General features: G+C 76.4%; 14 protein-coding genes. 13 read left to right on the top strand and 1 reads right to left on the bottom strand.

What is annotated here, in order from left to right; genetic code table 11:
• Positions 1 to 50 precede the first annotated feature (50 nt).
• Complete coding sequence (locus AC3WT4_RS19555) at positions 51 to 554, bottom strand: inorganic diphosphatase (RefSeq protein ID WP_034655165.1); 504 nt, start codon at positions 552 to 554, stop codon at positions 51 to 53.
• A gap of 260 nt (positions 555 to 814) precedes the next feature.
• Here AC3WT4_RS19555 and dacB point away from each other — a divergent pair, with 260 nt between their 5' ends.
• The 13 genes from dacB to panC all read left to right on the top strand — a co-directional run bounded on the left by dacB (position 815) and on the right by panC (position 16,537).
• Positions 815 to 2,227 carry a D-alanyl-D-alanine carboxypeptidase/D-alanyl-D-alanine endopeptidase gene (dacB, locus tag AC3WT4_RS19560; RefSeq protein ID WP_492316266.1) on the top strand — a complete coding sequence of 471 codons (1,413 nt, stop codon included), beginning with the start codon at positions 815 to 817 and terminating at the stop codon, positions 2,225 to 2,227.
• A 115-nt stretch (positions 2,228 to 2,342) separates the two neighbouring features.
• Positions 2,343 to 3,470: a zinc-dependent metalloprotease gene (locus AC3WT4_RS19565; protein WP_492316267.1), complete on the top strand. Its 1,128-nt coding sequence runs from the start codon at positions 2,343 to 2,345 to the stop codon at positions 3,468 to 3,470.
• A 3-nt stretch (positions 3,471 to 3,473) separates the two neighbouring features.
• The gene (gene tilS / locus AC3WT4_RS19570; protein ID WP_492316268.1) at positions 3,474 to 4,664 is read left to right on the top strand and encodes a tRNA lysidine(34) synthetase TilS; all 1,191 of its coding nucleotides are present in this window, start codon (positions 3,474 to 3,476) and stop codon (positions 4,662 to 4,664) included.
• A 5-nt stretch (positions 4,665 to 4,669) separates the two neighbouring features.
• On the top strand, positions 4,670 to 5,224 hold the full coding sequence (hpt, locus tag AC3WT4_RS19575; protein ID WP_021479810.1) for a hypoxanthine phosphoribosyltransferase: 555 nt from the start codon (positions 4,670 to 4,672) through the stop codon (positions 5,222 to 5,224).
• 178 nt (positions 5,225 to 5,402) lie between these two features.
• On the top strand, positions 5,403 to 7,505 hold the full coding sequence (ftsH, locus tag AC3WT4_RS19580) for an ATP-dependent zinc metalloprotease FtsH (protein ID WP_074808291.1): 2,103 nt from the start codon (positions 5,403 to 5,405) through the stop codon (positions 7,503 to 7,505).
• Complete coding sequence (gene folE / locus AC3WT4_RS19585) at positions 7,505 to 8,158, top strand: GTP cyclohydrolase I FolE (RefSeq protein ID WP_492316269.1); 654 nt, start codon at positions 7,505 to 7,507, stop codon at positions 8,156 to 8,158. Before ftsH ends, folE begins: the two co-directional genes overlap by 1 nt.
• Positions 8,159 to 8,222: 64 nt before the next feature.
• Entirely contained in the window at positions 8,223 to 9,110 is an 888-nt protein-coding gene (gene folP / locus AC3WT4_RS19590; RefSeq protein WP_492316280.1) for a dihydropteroate synthase, read from the top strand.
• Between the two features lie 120 nt (positions 9,111 to 9,230).
• The gene (gene folK, locus AC3WT4_RS19595; RefSeq protein ID WP_492316270.1) at positions 9,231 to 11,882 is read left to right on the top strand and encodes a 2-amino-4-hydroxy-6-hydroxymethyldihydropteridine diphosphokinase; all 2,652 of its coding nucleotides are present in this window, start codon (positions 9,231 to 9,233) and stop codon (positions 11,880 to 11,882) included.
• Positions 11,882 to 12,400, top strand: coding sequence for a DUF3180 domain-containing protein (locus AC3WT4_RS19600; RefSeq protein WP_492316271.1), 519 nt, complete (start codon positions 11,882 to 11,884; stop codon positions 12,398 to 12,400). Before folK ends, AC3WT4_RS19600 begins: the two co-directional genes overlap by 1 nt.
• A 66-nt stretch (positions 12,401 to 12,466) precedes the next feature.
• Positions 12,467 to 12,985, top strand: a complete 519-nt coding sequence (locus AC3WT4_RS19605; protein ID WP_043660504.1) for a PH domain-containing protein — start codon at positions 12,467 to 12,469, stop codon at positions 12,983 to 12,985.
• Positions 12,982 to 14,520, top strand: coding sequence for a PH domain-containing protein (locus tag AC3WT4_RS19610; RefSeq protein WP_492316272.1), 1,539 nt, complete (start codon positions 12,982 to 12,984; stop codon positions 14,518 to 14,520). The genes AC3WT4_RS19605 and AC3WT4_RS19610 overlap by 4 nt, the downstream gene beginning before the upstream one ends.
• Positions 14,517 to 15,542, top strand: a complete 1,026-nt coding sequence (locus AC3WT4_RS19615; protein ID WP_492316273.1) for a Rossmann-like and DUF2520 domain-containing protein — start codon at positions 14,517 to 14,519, stop codon at positions 15,540 to 15,542. Before AC3WT4_RS19610 ends, AC3WT4_RS19615 begins: the two co-directional genes overlap by 4 nt.
• Positions 15,539 to 16,537 (top strand): pantoate--beta-alanine ligase, encoded by a 999-nt coding sequence (gene panC, locus AC3WT4_RS19620; protein WP_492316274.1) that lies wholly within the window; start codon positions 15,539 to 15,541, stop codon positions 16,535 to 16,537. Before AC3WT4_RS19615 ends, panC begins: the two co-directional genes overlap by 4 nt.
• The last annotated feature ends 51 nt before the right edge of the window (positions 16,538 to 16,588 follow it).

The following is a 16,588-nucleotide window of genomic DNA, read 5'->3' on the forward strand; positions in this document are numbered from 1 at the left end:
CGCCCACCTCGCGAGGTGGGCGGCCGCCGTCGTGCGGGAGGACGAGCCGGTCAGTGGCCCGGCGTGTGGTACCCGGAGTCGATGGCGCGCTGCAGGGAGCGCTCGATCTCGGCCTCGGCGTCGGCGCGGCCGACCCAGTGGGCGCCCTCGACGGACTTGCCGGGCTCGAGGTCCTTGTAGACCTCGAAGAAGTGCTGGATCTCCAGGCGGTGGAAGTCGGACACGTCGTCGATGTCCTGGCGCCACGCGGCACGCTGGTCGCCCGTCGGGACGCACAGCACCTTGTCGTCGCCGCCGGCCTCGTCACGCATGCGGAACATGCCGAGCGCGCGGCAGCGGATCAGGCAGCCCGGGAACGTGGGCTCCTCGAGCAGCACGAGGGCGTCCAGCGGGTCGCCGTCCTCGCCGAGCGTCCCCTCGATGAACCCGTAGTCGTCGGGGTAGCGGGTCGAGGTGAAGAGCATGCGGTCGAGGCGGATGCGACCGGTCGCGTGGTCCACCTCGTACTTGTTGCGCTGCCCCTTGGGGATCTCGATCGTGACGTCGAACTCCACTGCTTCCTCCAGTCGTACCGGCACCGCGGCGCTCGGGCGGTGGCTGGTGTCGGATGATCGACGGACGACGCCGTCGTGCGGGAACTAGTGTGACACGGGACGTCCGCCCACAAGAGTCCGTACGGCCCTGGGCGGGCGACGCCGTGAGTGATAATGCGCACGTGCCCGCGGCCCCGGTGCCGGGTCGGACGACCGGCGACCGGTCGGGACGGGCGGACGGACGACGCGCCCCGGCGGCCGGGGCGGACCGAGGGAGAGGTATGGGCTGGGCGACGCGCACGGGCGTGGCCGTCGGCGTGGTGCTCGCGCTCGCGGGCGGGTACGCCGCGGCCGACGCCTACGACGTCGTCCCGGGGGTGCTGACGCTCGAGCCGCCCGTCCCCGAGCCGCCGCCGTTCCCGCAGGCTCCGGGCGCCGTCGCCGCCCCGCCGCTCGAGGTGGAGCTGCCGGCGCTCGACGACGCGGCGCCGGTCCCCGCGACCGGCGCGGTGCAGGCCCTCGTGGACGGGCTCGTCGCGGACACGCGGCTCGGCCCGCGCGTCGGCGTCCTCGTGACCGACGCGATGACCGGCGACGTGCTGGGCTCCAGCGGCGAGAACGTCGGGCACGTCCCGGCGTCGACCCTCAAGACGTTCACCGCCGCGGCGGCGCTCACCGCGCCGGGAGCGCACACCACGCTGCCCACCCGTGCCGTGCTCGAGGGCCAGGAGACGGTGTACCTCGTGGGCGGGGGCGACATGATGCTCGCGGCCGGCGCCGGGGACCCGACGGCGGTCAACGGCCGGGCCGGGCTCGGCGACCTGGCCGCGCAGGTCGCGGGCGAGCTGCGGCTGACGGGCCGCACGACGGTCTCGCTGCGCCTCGACGACACGCTGTTCACCGGGCCTGCCGTCGCGCCGACCGTCGACCCGGCCAGCGTGCGCAACGGCTACGTCGCGCCCGTCGCCGCGCTCGCGGTGAACATCGCGCGCCTCACCGACGAGGAGTACGCGCCGCGCGCCGAGGACCCGGCCCTCGCCGCGGCCGACGCGTTCGTGGCCGCGCTCGCGCAGGAGGGCGTGACCGTCTCCGGGGACGTCGTGCGGGCCCCGGCGCCGAGCGAGGGGCGCACGGTGGGCGAGGTGGAGTCCGCTCCGCTCGGCGACGTCGTCGCGTACCTGCTCCAGCACTCGGACAACACGATCACCGAGGTCGTCGGCCGGGTCGTCGCGCTCGAGGCGGGCCTGCCCGGATCGGGGGCCGGCGCGACGCAGGCCGTGCGGGCGGCGGTCGAGGGCCTCGGCGTCGACCTCACGGGCGCGACGCTCGCCGACCTGTCCGGGCTCGGCGACGGCTCCGTCGTCACGCCCGCGCAGCTCGACGAGGTGGTGGGCCTCCTGGCCGACCCCGCGCAGCCGCGGCTGCGGCCCGGCGCGGTGGGCCTGCCCGTCGCGGGGCTGTCCGGGACGCTCGACGAGCGCTACCTCGCCAACGCAGGCCGCGGCGTCGTGCGCGCGAAGACCGGCAGCCTGCCGAACGTCACGTCGCTCGCCGGGACGGTCGTCACCGCCGACGACCGCCTCCTCGTGTTCTCCCTCATGGCCGACGCCGTCCCCGACGGCGGCACCTACGGCGCGCGCCTGATCCTCGACGACTTCGTGGCGTCGCTCGCGGAGTGCGGCTGCACCGCTTGACGGGCCGCGCCACGGCCGGGGGTGCGCTCCCGGTTCAGGTGCCGTGCGTCGAGCCCGCCCGCCCTCGACCTCGCGGACCCCGCCCACCTCGCGACGAGCGGGTTACCGTGGGCCGGTGACTCTCGTCGAGCAGGGCGGCCGTCCCCACGGCCCGTCGCGCGGCGACCGGTCGGTCGTCGACTGGTCCGCCGCCGCGCAGATCGCCGGGCGCCTCGCGCGCCCGGGGCCGCAGGCGTCGCGCGCCGAGCTGGCCGACCTCGTCGAAGGGCTGCGCACCGCAGCGGGCGAGGCCGTCCCGCACGTGCTCGACGTGACCCGCATGACGCCCGTCGCGGGGACCCCGCAGACGCTGGGCACGGTGCACGTCGTGGACCGGCCGCGCTGGGCGCGCGCCAACACCGAGATCATGGCGTCGCTCACCACGGGCGTCACCGAGGCGCTCGTGGGGGAGAGCGGTCGCGTGCCGCAGGCGACGGCCCTCGTCGGCGCCGCGCAGGTGGGGTCGGTCCTCGCGGTCCTCTCGAGCCGGGTCCTCGGCCAGTTCGACCCGTACAGCGGGCAGGCGGCGGCAGGGGCCGGCCCCGGCCGGCTCGTGCTCGTCGCGCCCAACGTGCTCCAGGTCGAGCGCGCGCTCGACCTGCGGCCCGCCGACTTCCGCCTCTGGGTGTGCCTCCACGAGCAGACGCACGCCCTCCAGTTCGCCGCCGCGCCGTGGCTCGCGGACCACCTGCGCACGCGCGCCGGTGACCTGCTCACCGAGCTCTCCGCGTCGTCCCGGCGCCTCGCCGAGGCCCGTCTGCGCGACAAGCTCGTCGCGGTGGGGCGCGCCGTCCTGCACGCGGTGCGCGGCGAGGGCACGACCCTCCTCGACGGCCTCCTCACGCCCGAGGAGCAGGACCGGCTCGCCGACGTCACGGCCGTCATGGCGCTCCTGGAGGGGCACGCGGACGTCGCGATGGACGCCGTCGGGCCCCGCACCGTGCGCACGGTGCGCAGCATCCGCCGCAAGTTCGACGCGCGGCGCGACGGCGAGGGCAGCTCCGGCCTCGACGTCGTGCTGCGGCGCCTGCTCGGCATGGACGCCAAGATCGCCCAGTACCGCGACGGGGCCGCGTTCGTCCGCGCCGTCGAGAAGGAGGTCGGGCGCGACGGCTTCAACGCCGTCTGGGCGTCGCCGGAGAACCTGCCCACGGCCCGCGAGATCGCCGACGCGCGCGCCTGGGTGCGCCGCGTGCACGGCTGAGCCGTGGGCGGGCCGGCGCCGGTCGTCGCCGCCGCGCGCCACGCCGTGCGCGGCGCGCTCGCCGACCTGCCCCCGGGGGCGACGGTGCTCGTCGCCTGCTCCGGCGGCGCGGACTCGACGGCGCTCGCGGCCGCCACGGCGTTCGTGGCGCCGCGCCTCGGGCTGCGGGCGGGCGCCGTCGTCGTCGACCACGGGCTCCAGGACGGCAGCGCCGCCGTCGCGGCGGCCGCCGCCGCGCGCTGCCGCGACCTCGGGCTCGACCCGGTGGAGGTGCGCCGCGTCGTCGTCCCGACGGCGGGCGACGGACCGGAGGCCCACGCCCGGACGGCCCGGTACGCCGCGCTCGACGACGCCGCGGCGGCCCACCGGGCCGCCGCGGTGCTCCTGGGGCACACGCTCGACGACCAGGCCGAGACGGTGCTCCTCGGCCTCGCCCGCGGGGCGGGCGCGCGCTCGCTCGCGGGCATGGCGCCGCGGCGCGGTGCGTACCGGCGCCCCTTCCTCGCCCTGCGGCGCACGCAGACCGAGGCGGTGTGCCGCACGCTCGGGCTCGACTGGTGGGACGACCCCACGAACACGGGCGCGCCGCTGCGCTCGCAGGTGCGCGGGCGGGTCGTGCCGACGCTCGTCGAGGTCCTCGGCCCGGGCGCGGTGCCCGCGCTCGCGCGCAGCGCCGACCTCCTGCGCGACGACGCCGACCTCCTCGACGCGCTCGCGGCGGACCTCCTCGCGGCGGCGCTCGTCCCACCCGGTGCTGACCCCGGCCGCGGTGCTGACCCCGGCCGCGGTGCTGACCCCGGCCGCGGTGCTGACCCCGGCCGCGGTGCTGACCCCGGCCGCGGTGCTGACCCCGGCCGCGGCGCTGACCCCGGCCTCGACGGGGACTCCCGCCCCGGCGGGGGAGCGACGCCCGGCGCGACGGTCGTGCTCGACGTCGAGCCGCTCGCCGCCGCGCACCCGGCGCTGCGGCGTCGTGCGCTGCGTTCGGCGGCGCTGCGGGCGGGGTGCCCGGGGAGCGACCTCTTCGCCGTCCACGTCGACGCGCTCGACGCGCTCGTCACCGCGTGGCGCGGCCAGGGGCCGGTGCACCTCCCGGGCGACCGCAGGGCGTCGCGCGCGTGTGGCAGGCTTTCCCTGGGCCCCGGACCAACGCGCCGGGCCGGCACCCCCCACCTCCCCCCAGCTCAGGAGTGACCCCCGTGGAAGCATCGGACGTCGCAGGCGACCTCGAGAACATCCTGCTCACCGAGGACCAGCTCGGTGCGCGGCTCGACGAGATCGCCGCGCAGATCGACCGTGACTACGCGGGCAAGGACCTCCTGCTCGTCGGCGTGCTCAAGGGCGCCGTCATGGTCATGGCGGACCTGGCGCGCCGCCTGCACAGCCACGTCGAGATGGACTGGATGGCGGTGTCGTCGTACGGCTCGGGCACCAAGTCGTCGGGCGTCGTGCGCATCCTCAAGGACCTCGACGCCGACCTCACCGGCCGCAACGTGCTCATCGTCGAGGACATCATCGACTCGGGCCTCACGCTCTCGTGGCTGCTGTCGAACCTCCGCTCGCGCGGGCCGGCGTCGGTCGAGATCGCGGCGATGCTGCGCAAGCCCGACGCCGCGAAGACGGAGGTCGACGTGCGCTACGTCGGCTTCGACATCCCCAACGAGTTCGTCGTGGGCTACGGCCTCGACTACGCGGAGAAGTACCGCAACCTGCCGTTCGTCGGGACGCTCGCGCCGCACGTCTACTCGAGCTGAGCCGGGCCGCGGCGGGCGAGGCGCCCGCGCGGGCCGCCCAGGGAGCTGCTCAGGGAGCACGGACCACGCCCTGGGCGAACAGAGGGAAGATCCCCAGCAGGCGTCAAGGTCCAGAGTGTAGTTTCGAGCCCGAACACTTGCGCGAGCGGAGGGATCCGGGGCGCACGCCCCGTCGCCGATGAACATCAAGAAGATTCTCAGTGGGCCGATCGTCTGGATCGTCCTGGGCCTCGTGATCCTGTGGATCGCGTTCGCGACGTTGTCGCGCCCCACGGTCCAGCGCATCGACACGTCCGCGGGCCTCGAGCTGCTCTCGGGCGACACGGTCGAGCAGGCGCTCATCGTGGACGGCGACCAGCGCGTGCGTCTCACGCTGTCCGAGGACTACGTCGTCGACGAGGGCACGGACACCGAGGAGAACAAGGGCAAGAACGTCGAGTTCTACTACGTCCAGCCGCAGGGCGAGGCGGTCGTCGACGCCGTCGTCGCCGCGGAGCCGAAGGACGGGTACAACTCCGAGGTCGCGCAGCCCTCGTTCTGGTCCTCGCTGCTCGGGCTGCTCATCCCGTTCCTCATCATCGGCGTGCTCTTCTGGTTCCTGCTGTCCCGCATGCAGGGCGGCGGCTCGCGCGTCATGGGCTTCGGGAAGTCGCGCGCCAAGCTCGTCTCCAAGGACACGCCGCAGGTGACGTTCGCGGACGTCGCGGGCGCCGACGAGGCGGTCGAGGAGCTCCACGAGATCAAGGAGTTCCTCTCCGACTCGGAGAAGTTCCAGGCCGTCGGCGCCAAGATCCCCAAGGGCGTCCTGCTCTACGGCCCTCCCGGCACGGGCAAGACGCTGCTCGCGCGCGCCGTCGCCGGCGAGGCGGGCGTGCCGTTCTACTCGATCTCCGGCTCGGACTTCGTCGAGATGTTCGTCGGCGTCGGCGCGAGCCGCGTCCGCGACCTGTTCAACCAGGCCAAGGAGAACTCGCCCGCGATCATCTTCGTCGACGAGATCGACGCCGTCGGCCGCCACCGCGGCGCCGGCATGGGCGGCGGCCACGACGAGCGCGAGCAGACGCTCAACCAGCTCCTCGTGGAGATGGACGGCTTCGACGTCAAGACGAACGTCATCCTCATCGCCGCGACGAACCGCCCGGACATCCTCGACCCGGCGCTCCTGCGCCCGGGCCGCTTCGACCGTCAGATCGCGGTCGAGGCGCCCGACCTCAAGGGTCGCGAGGCGATCCTGCGGGTGCACGCGGCGGGCAAGCCGATCGTCCCCGAGATCGACCTCGCGGCCGTCGCGCGCCGCACGCCCGGCTTCACCGGTGCCGACCTCGCGAACGTGCTCAACGAGGCCGCGCTCCTCACCGCCCGCAGCGGGGCGCAGCTCATCGACGACCGGGCGCTCGACGAGGCGATCGACCGCGTGATCGCCGGTCCGCAGAAGCGCACGCGCGTCATGAACGTCAAGGAGCAGAAGATCACCGCGTACCACGAGGGCGGCCACGCCCTCGTCGCGGCGGCCATGCGCTACACGGACCCCGTCACCAAGGTGACGATCCTGCCGCGCGGCCGGGCGCTCGGGTACACGATGGTCATGCCGACCGAGGACAAGTACTCCACGACGCGCAACGAGCTGCTCGACCAGCTCGCGTACGCGATGGGCGGCCGCGTCGCCGAGGAGCTCGTGTTCCACGACCCGACGACGGGCGCCTCGAACGACATCGAGAAGGCGACCGCGATCGCGCGCAAGATGGTCACCGAGTACGGCATGAGCGAGCGCGTCGGCGCGATCAAGCTCGGCTCCGGCTCGGGCGAGCCGTTCCTCGGCCGCGACATGGGCCACCAGCGCGACTACTCGGAGTCGGTCGCGGGCACGGTGGACCACGAGGTCCGCAAGCTCGTCGAGGCGGCGCACGACGAGGCGTGGGAGGTGCTCACGCAGTACCGCGACGTGCTCGACGCCCTCGTGCTCGAGCTCCTCGAGAAGGAGACGCTGAACCAGGCCGAGCTCGCGCGCGTCTTCTCCCCCGTCGAGAAGCGCGCCCCGCGCGACGTCTGGCTGTCGAGCGAGCAGCGGGCCGTCTCCCAGCGCGGTCCCGTGCTCACCGACGCCGAGAAGGCGGCGCAGAACGGCGCGCCCGTGATCCCGCAGGACGAGGCCGCGGCCGCGAACGACGAGCTCCCGCCGGAGCGCATCGGCGAGGTGCCCGCGGACAGCCCGCTCGACCGCGCGCTCGGCCGCGACACGACCACGGACGTCACCGACGTGCGCGAGCCGGGGCAGGACTGATGGGGAACCCCTCGGGCGCCTCCTCGGGCACCGGCGCGATCACGCCGGCCCGGTCGGCGGAGGGCCTGCGCGCCCCCGCGGACGTCCCGCCGTACGACCAGGACCGCGCGGAGGCCGCCGTCCGCGAGCTGCTGCTCGCCGTCGGCGAGGACCCGGACCGGGAGGGTCTGCGCGAGACGCCGGCTCGCGTGGCGCGCGCGTACCGCGAGATCTTCGCGGGCCTGCGCCAGGAGGCCGCGGACGTCCTGACGACGACCTTCGACCTCGGCCACGAGGAGATGGTGCTCGTCAAGGACATCGAGGTGTACTCGACGTGCGAGCACCACCTCGTGCCCTTCCACGGCGTCGCGCACGTGGGGTACATCCCCAACGTGGACGGCCGCATCACGGGCCTGTCGAAGCTCGCGCGCCTCGTCGAGGTGTACGCGCGCCGCCCGCAGGTGCAGGAGCGGCTCACGTCCCAGGTCGCGGACGCGCTCGTGGAGCACCTCAAGCCCCGCGGTGCGATCGTCGTCGTCGAGTGCGAGCACCTGTGCATGTCGATGCGCGGCGTGCGCAAGCCCGGCGCGCGCACCGTCACGTCGGCCGTGCGGGGCCAGATGCGCGACGGCGCGACGCGTGCCGAGGCGATGAGCCTCATCCTGGGGCGCTAGACCCGTGGACCGGTTCGTGGTCGCAGGGCTCGAGGAGCTCGCGGACGTCGGCCGCACGCTCGTCATGGGCGTCGTCAACGTCACGCCCGACTCGTTCTCCGACGGCGGCGAGTGGTTCGAGCCGGACGCCGCGATCGCCCACGGGCGCGAGCTGCTGGGCGAGGGTGCTGACATCCTCGACGTGGGCGGGGAGTCGACGCGACCCGGCGCGGGCCGCGTGCCCGTCGAGGCGGAGCTCGCGCGCGTGCTCCCCGTGATCTCCGCGCTCGCGGCCGAGGGCGCGGTCGTCAGCGTCGACACGACGCGCGCGGTCGTCGCCGAGCGCGCGGTGGCCGCGGGCGCCCGGATCGTCAACGACGTCTCCGGCGGTCTCGCCGACCCGGCGATGGCCGACGTCGTCGCGCGCACGGGCGTCGCGTACGTCTGCATGCACTGGCGCGGGCACGCGGACGTCATGGACGACCTCGAGGACTACGACGACGTCGTCACGGACGTGCGCGACGAGCTCGCCGCGCGGGTGGACGCGCTCCTCGCGGCGGGCGTGCGGGGCGAGCAGGTCGTGCTCGACCCGGGTCTCGGCTTCTCGAAGGCCGGGTCGTCGAACTGGCCGCTGCTCGCGCGGCTGCGCGAGCTCGAGGCGCTCGGCCTGCCCGTCCTCGTGGGCGCGTCCCGCAAGCGGTTCCTCGGGCACCTCCTCGCGCGCTCCGACGGGCGGCCCGTCCCGCCGCTCCTGCGCGACGACGCGACCGCCGCGGTCACGACCCTCGCCGCGGCGTCGGGCGCGTGGTGCGTGCGGGTGCACGCCGTCCGGGCGTCCGCCGACGCCGTGCGGGTCGCCGCCGCCTGGGGGCGGGCCCGCGACGAGGTCGTGCGCCCCGGGGACGCGACCGCGGCGGAGCCCGCGGACGGACCGAGGGCCGGGAGCGACTCGACGGCGCGGCCCACGACCTAGCAGGATGGGCGAGGGGCCCCGCGGTGCGGGCGGCCCGGCGCAGCACGACACACGCAACGAGACACGGTGACGACGACCCGCCCCGGCGGGCGACGACGCAGCACCGGACGGGAGCACGACGTGACCACAGCGTTCGCAGGAGCGGTCCTCGACGCGGACGGACGGCCGTTCGACCGGATCCGCCTCACGGGCCTGAGCGCGACGGGCCACCACGGCGTCTTCGAGCACGAGAAGGCGCAGGGCCAGCTCTTCCGGGCCGACGTCGTGCTCCACCTGGACACGCGCGCCGCCGCGAGCGGGGACGACCTCTCCCGGACGGTCAGCTACGCGGGTGTCGCCGAGGACGTCGTCGCGGTACTCGCCGGGTCGCCCGCCGACCTCGTCGAGACCGTCGCCGAGCGCATCGCCGCGACGATCCTCACGCACGACGACGTCGTGGCGGTCGACGTCGCGGTGCACAAGCCGCAGGCGCCGATCACGGTCCCGTTCGAGGACGTCGAGGTCGTCATCCGTCGCGACCGCGTGGTCGTCCCCGTCGTCGCGCCGCTGTCGCGCCGCGGGGAGCAGGGGTCGCGCGACGCGCAGCCCGTCGGGCCGATCCCGGTCGGGTCGGTCGCTCCCGCGCTCATCCACGGGGTCGGCGACGTGCCCGCGCCCGACGACCGGACCCCGCTCGCCCCCGCGCCCGAGGTCATGCCGCCCAGCATCCTCCCGGGCTCGGCCGGTGCCCCGGTCGAGGACGCGCGGACCGCGGCCGAGTCCGGTGCGACGGCGGCCGAATCCCCGGAGGACGCGCTCGACGCGACCCGCGAGGCTCCCGCCGTCCGGGACGCCGCCGTCCCCGGCGACGCCCGCGGCGCGCAGCAGACCCACGCGGAGGCACCGGACGGCGAGGCCCCGTACGGGGAGGCGCCGTACGCGGAGCCTGCGCACGACGACCGCGGCGAGCCCGCGCACGACGACGCGGCACCGCACCCGCAGCAGGCGGCGTCGTACGACGAGCTCGTCGCGGGGTCGGTCCCCGCGGCCGGCCCCGCCGAGCACGTGCTGCACCACGACGCGCCGCCGGTCGCGCCCGGCGCGCCGTCGGGCGAGCAGCAGACCGTCCCTGGCGACGCCGCGCCCGTCGAGCACGCCGCCCCCGAGGCCGAGCCTCTGCCGTACGGCGCCGCGGCCGAGCCCGTCCCGGCGCACGACGAGCCCCACGGCGGGGCGCGCGACGCCGCGGAGGCGGCCGCGCCCGTCGAGCACGACCGGATGGACGACGTGCCCGCCGGGTTCGTCGAGGTCGTGCTCGCGCTGGGCGCGAACCTCGGCGACGCCCAGCAGACGCTGCGCGACGCGATCACGGACCTCGACCGGATCTCCGGCCTCGAGATCACGGAGGTCTCGCCGCTGGCCCGCACGGAGGCCGTGGGCGGCCCCGACCAGCCGGACTACCTCAACACCGTCCTCCTCGCGCGCACGCGCCTGTCGGCGCGCGACCTGCTGCACGCGTGCCAGGCGGTCGAGCAGGCGCACGGCCGGGTGCGCGACGAGCGCTGGGGTCCCCGCACGCTCGACGTCGACCTCATCGTCTACGGCACGCTGACGGCCGTCGCCGACGACCTGGAGCTGCCGCACCCGCGCGCGCACGAGCGCGCGTTCGTGCTCGAGCCGTGGTCGCAGATCGACCCGGACGCGGTGCTCCCGGGCCTCGGGGGCGGCCCGGTCGCGGCCCTCGCGGCGACCGCGCCCGACCGCGGCGGCATCCGGTGGCTCGCGCTCGACTGGCTGACGGACCCTGCTCCCGACCCGACGGGCGCCGTGCCCGTGACCACGGGCAGCACGGACACCGCCGCGCCGCCGCCTGCGCCGGTCGACGTGCCCGTCGACGTGCCCGTGGGCGACCCCTACCAGCAGGCGCACACCGGGCCCGTCGCCGCCCCGTACGACGGACCGGCGACGCCGGGCGGCGGCGTGCCCGCCCCCGACGGCTCGTCGGTCCCGCAGCACCCGGCTCCGCAGCAGCCGCACGTGCCGCAGCCGGTGCCGCCGCACGAGGCGCACCCGGCGCAGCAGCCCACGGCCCCGCAGCAGCAGCCTGCGCCGCAGCCGCAGCCGCAGCAGCAGCCGCAGCCGCCGCACGTCCAGCACGCGGAGCGGCCGCAGCCGCCCGCCCCGGAGACGGCGCTCCCGGTCGCCCCGCCGCAGGCCCCGGTCGTGCCGCAGCCGGCCGGTCTCCCGCAGACGGTGACCCCGAGCGAGGCGCTCCCGGCTCGTCCGGTCTTCGCGCCCGTCTCGGAGGGCGTGGCGCCCGAGGGGGCGGCCCCGCCGATCGTCCCCGACGGCGCGTTCGACCCGCGCGAGGACGCGGGCGTCCCCGTCGCCCCGTTCCCCGGGCCGTCGAACCGGCCGCCGTCGCACCCCGAGCCGGCGGTGCCCCACGCCGGGGACGCCCCCGACACCGCACCGCGCCCCGCGCAGAACGCGGTGCGCGCCCCGGAGCACGGCGCCCCCGCGCACCCCGTCTTCGCGCCGGTCCACGCGCCCGAGCCCGTGCCGGCGGCGCCGCAGCACCCCGCCGCGTCGCAGCACCCAGCCGCGCAGCCGCCCGCCGACGCCGCGTCGTCGGGTGACGGGATGATCCGGTCGGTGCCGTTCGCCCCGGTCTCGGGCAGCGGGCAGGAGTCCGCCCCCGGCCCGCTCGCGGACCCCGCGCTGCACCCGGCGAACGACCCGTGGCCGCCGTTCGGGCCGGTGTCCGGCAGCGGCCGCGACGACGAGCGCTGATGCGGCGCACCTCCGTCCGCACCCTGCTGCTCGTGGCGGTCGCGACCGCCGTCGGCGGGTGGTTCGTCGTGCGCCTGCTCCAGAGCCGCGGCACGCTCCTGCCGGCGGTGCCGTGGATCGTGGACGTCACCGTCCTCGCGCTCGCGGCGGCGGTGTTCTGGGCGGGCTGGACCGTGCGCGCGTACCAGCAGGGCAAGCGTCCGTCGCTCGACGCGATCCGCGCGGCGCGCACGTTCGTCCTCGCGAAGGCGGCCGCGCTCACGGGCGCGCTCCTGACGGGCTGGTACGGCGCGCAGGTGCTCGCCGCCCTGCCCGACCTCTCGATCGAGGCGTTCCGTGGCCGGGCCCTCGCGGCCGGGGTGGCCGCCGCGTGCGCGGTCGTGCTGGCCGTCGTCGGGCTCGTGGCCGAGCGGTTCTGCCAGCTCCCGCCCGACGACCGCGGCGAGGGCCGGGAGAGCCGCGAGGGCTCGGTGACGCGCGAGGACCCGGAGACCCCGGGCGCGGGCACGCCCGCCTGAGGCCCGCGCCTCCCCCGGCGTGTGCACGACCCGGTCCGCACCGGGACGGGATGGGAGAATCGACGCATGACCGACCCTGCACGGGACCAGGACCCCCGCGGCACCGGCCCCTTCGACCCGCCCGGCATCGAGTGGACCCGCGTGTCGCCGCGGCTCGTCACGGCGCGCCTGCTGTCCGTGGGCATCACGCTCGCGGTCCCGGCCGTCGCCGTGGTCGTGCTCGCGATCCTCTTCCCGCACTGGTGGCAGTGGCTCGTGCTCGGCGTGCTCGCGCTCCTGGGCCTGTGGGCGGCCGTCCTCGTGCCGCGCCAGGTCCGCGCGATCGGGTACGCGGAGCGTGACGACGACCTCCTGATCCGCCACGGCATCATGTTCCGCACGCTCGTGGTCGTGCCCTACGGCCGCATGCAGTACGTCGACGTCCAGGCCGGGCCGCTCGCGCGCAAGCTCGGCATCGCCCAGGTCCAGCTCCACACGGCGTCCGCGTCGACCGACGCGACGATCGACGGCCTCGAGCCTGCCGAGGCGGAGCGCCTGCGCGACCGGCTCGCGTCGCGCGGCGAGGCGAGGCTGGCGGGCCTGTGAACGACGCACCGGCCACCGACGACCTCGTGTGGCACCGGGTGCACCCGGTCACCCCGCTCGTGCGGGGCTGGACGGTCATCGCGGTGCTCCTGGTCGTCGTCGGCCAGCAGACGCTCAACGGGCTGCCCGAGGGGGAGAACCTCCTCGAGGGCGACCGCTGGTGGATGATCCTCCTCGGCATCCTCGTGGTGGGCCTCGTGGGGCTCGGGTACTCGGCGGTCGCGTGGCGCATGACGAGCTACGCGGTCGACGACGAGTCGGTGCACCTGCGCACGGGCGTGCTGTTCCGGCAGCAGCGCAAGGCGCGCCTCGACCGGCTCCAGGCGGTCGACGTCGTGCAGCCGCTCCTGGCCCGGTTCTTCGGGCTCGCGGAGCTCAAGCTCGAGGTCGCCGGGGGAGCGGACTCGGGCGTGAAGCTCGGCTTCCTCAAGGAGGCGGAGGCGAACCGGCTGCGCAACGATCTCCTCGCGCGCGCCGCGGGCCTGCGGGTCGCGCGCGAGCGCCCGGCCGCCGCGACGGCGCCCGGCGACCCGGCTGTGACCGCGGTCCCCGGCTCACCCGGCACCGTCGGCACGCCGGTCGGAGAGGTCACGGTCCCCGCGACGGACGCGCCGTCCTTCGTCGCCGAGGCGCCCGAGCAGCCCGTGACCGCCGTCGGGCCGGGGCGGCTCGTCGCGTCGCTCCTGCGGTCCGGCGCGACGGTCGGCCTCGTCCTCGGTGTGCTCGGCATCGCGGGCGTCGTCGTCGGCACGCGCGAGATCGGGATCCTGTTCAGCGCGCTGCCCGCCGTCCTCGGCTTCGGCGGGTTCCTGTTCTCCCGGTTCACGGGGGAGTTCGGCTTCCGGTCCGCCATCTCGCCCGACGGCATCCGCCTGCGCCACGGCCTGCTGGAGACCCGCTCGCAGACGATCCCGCCCGGTCGCGTCCAGGCCGTGCGGCTGCGGCAGGGACCGTTCTGGCGCGGGCCGGACTGGTGGCGCGTCGACGTCAACGTCGCCGGGTACGGCGTGAGCACCGACGGGACGGACAGCACGAGCGTGCTCCTGCCCGTCGGCACGCGCGACGAGGCGCTCGCGGCCCTGTGGCTCGTGCTGCCCGACCTCGGCACGCCGAACCCGCGCGGCCTGCTCGACGAGGGCCTGTCCGGTCTCGACACCGGGCAGCACTTCGTCGTGTCCCCGCGCCGTGCGCGCCTGCTGGACCTCTTCTCGTGGCGGCGCAACGGCTTCACCGTCACCGACCGCGCGCTCCTGCTCCGGGGCGGGCGCGTCTTCCGCACCCTCGTCGTCGTGCCGCACGAGCGCACGCAGTCGCTCGGGCTCGAGCAGGGGCCGCTGCAGCGCCGGCTCGACGTCGCGTCGTTCACCGTGCACTCGACGCCCGGGCCGGTCTCGCCCCGGGTGTCGCACCTCGACGCGCGGGACGCCGCGCGCCTCCTCGACACGCAGGCGGAGCGCGCCCGCGAGGCCCGCGCGCACGCGGGGCCGGAGCTCTGGATGCGCCGCGACGACGTCCCGCTCGAGGAGAGCGCGTGAGCCCCGCGGAGGGTGGTCGCCGTCCCGGGCGGCTCGGGGTCGGCGTCGTCGGGGCAGGCCGTGTCGGCGCGGTCCTCGGCAGCGCCCTGCGTGCCGTCGGCCACGCGGTCGTGGGCGCGAGCGGCGTGTCCGACGCGTCGCGCGACCGCATCGAGACGCTCCTCGCGGGGGTGCCCGTCCTCGAGGTCCCGCAGGTCGTGGAGCGCGCCGAGCTCGTGCTCCTCGCCGTGCCCGACGACGCGCTCCCAGCCCTGGTCCGCGGCCTCGCCGACACCGGGGCGTGGCAGCCGGGCCAGATCGTCGTGCACACGTCGGGCCGCTACGGGACGGCGGTCCTCGACCCGGCGCGCGCCGCGGGCGCGATCCCGCTCGCGCTGCACCCCGCCATGACGTTCACCGGCACGTCGCTCGACCTCGCGCGCCTCGAGGGCACGACGTTCGCCGTCACCGCTCCCGGCCCGGTCCTGCCGATCGGGCAGGCGCTCGTCGTCGAGCTCGGCGGGGAGCCGGTCGTCGTCGCGGAGGAGTCGCGCGGGCTCTACCACGCCGCCCTCGCGCACGGCGCGAACCACCTCGTCGTGCTCGTCGCGCAGGCCGCGCAGGCGCTCGAGGCCGCGGGCGTCGACCAGCCGGGGCGCGCGCTCGCGCCGCTCCTCGCGGCCGCCCTCGACGGCGCGACGCGCGGCGCCGACGCGGGCGCCGAGTCGGGGACGGGCGCGGGCGCCGGCGCGCTCCTCGGGCTCACCGGGCCGGTGGCGCGGGGCGACGTCGGCACCGTCCGCGAGCACCTCGCCGCCCTGGACGCGCTCGCCGCGACGAGCGACGCGGCGGACGTGCCGCCGTCGTACCGGGCGCTGAGCCGCGCGGCGACGCACCGTGCGCTCGCGGGCGGCCGCCTCGGCGAGCGGGCGGCCCGCGAGCTCCTCGACGCGCTCGACGCCGCCCCGCTCGACCCGCGGGACCCGCGCGACCCGCAGGACCGGTACGACCCGCAGGACCCGCACGACGAAGGACGAGCATGACGAGCAAGCCCCGCCCGGACGCCGGAGCGGTCGCACCCGAGACCCCGGCCGTCGTGACGACGCGCGCTGCACTGCGCACCGCGCTCGACACGTGGCGCGCCGAGCACCCGCACGGGCGCCGCGTCGTCGTCATGACCATGGGCGCGCTGCACGCCGGGCACCTCGAGCTCGTGCGCCGCGCGCGCGCGGAGGCGGGCGCCGACGGCCAGGTAGTCGTGACGGACTTCGTCAACCCGCTCCAGTTCGGGCCCGGCGAGGACTACGAGCGCTACCCGCGCGACGTCGCGGCCGACGTGGCGCTGCTCGCCGCGGCAGGCCCGGACACCGCCGCGGACGTCGTCTTCGCACCGCCCGTCGAGGAGCTCTACCCCGACCTGGGCTCGGCCGACGGCCCGATCGTCCGGGTGACGTCGGGGCGCATCGGGACGGTGCTGGAGGGCGCGTCGAGGCCGGGGCACTTCGACGGCGTGCTCACGGTCGTGCTCAAGCTGCTCCACCTCGTGCGACCGGACGTCGCCGTGTTCGGGGCGAAGGACGCGCAGCAGCTCCTCGCGGTGCGCCGCATGGTCGCCGACCTCGACCTCGACGTGGAGGTCGTGGCCGTCGAGACCGTGCGCGAGGCGGACGGCCTCGCGCGGTCGTCGCGCAACGCGTACCTGTCCCCGGCCGAGCACGAGCACGCGCTCGCGCTGAGCCGCGCGCTGCGCGCCGGGCGGGACGCCGCGGCCGCGGGGGAGGACGCACCGTCCGTGCTCGCCGCGGCGCGGGGAATCCTGGAGGCCACCGACGGCGTTGACGTCGATTACGTGGTGCTCGTCGATCCCGCTACCGTGGAGGACCTGGCGCCCGGCGCCGTCGGCCCCGGGCTCCTCCTGGTCGCGGCACGCGTGGGCACCACGCGTCTCATCGACAACACGGCCGTCGAGATCCTGCCGCCCGCGACCCGGGCGGCGGACCCCGCAGGCCGTGCCCCCGCACCTGGAGGAACCGCGTGACCGCGCAGACCCCGTCGAGCCCGCCGCGACGTCCGGCGTCGCTGCAGCGAC

It is taken from the genome of Cellulosimicrobium sp. EB106-03-01-XG111, from assembly GCF_058792115.1.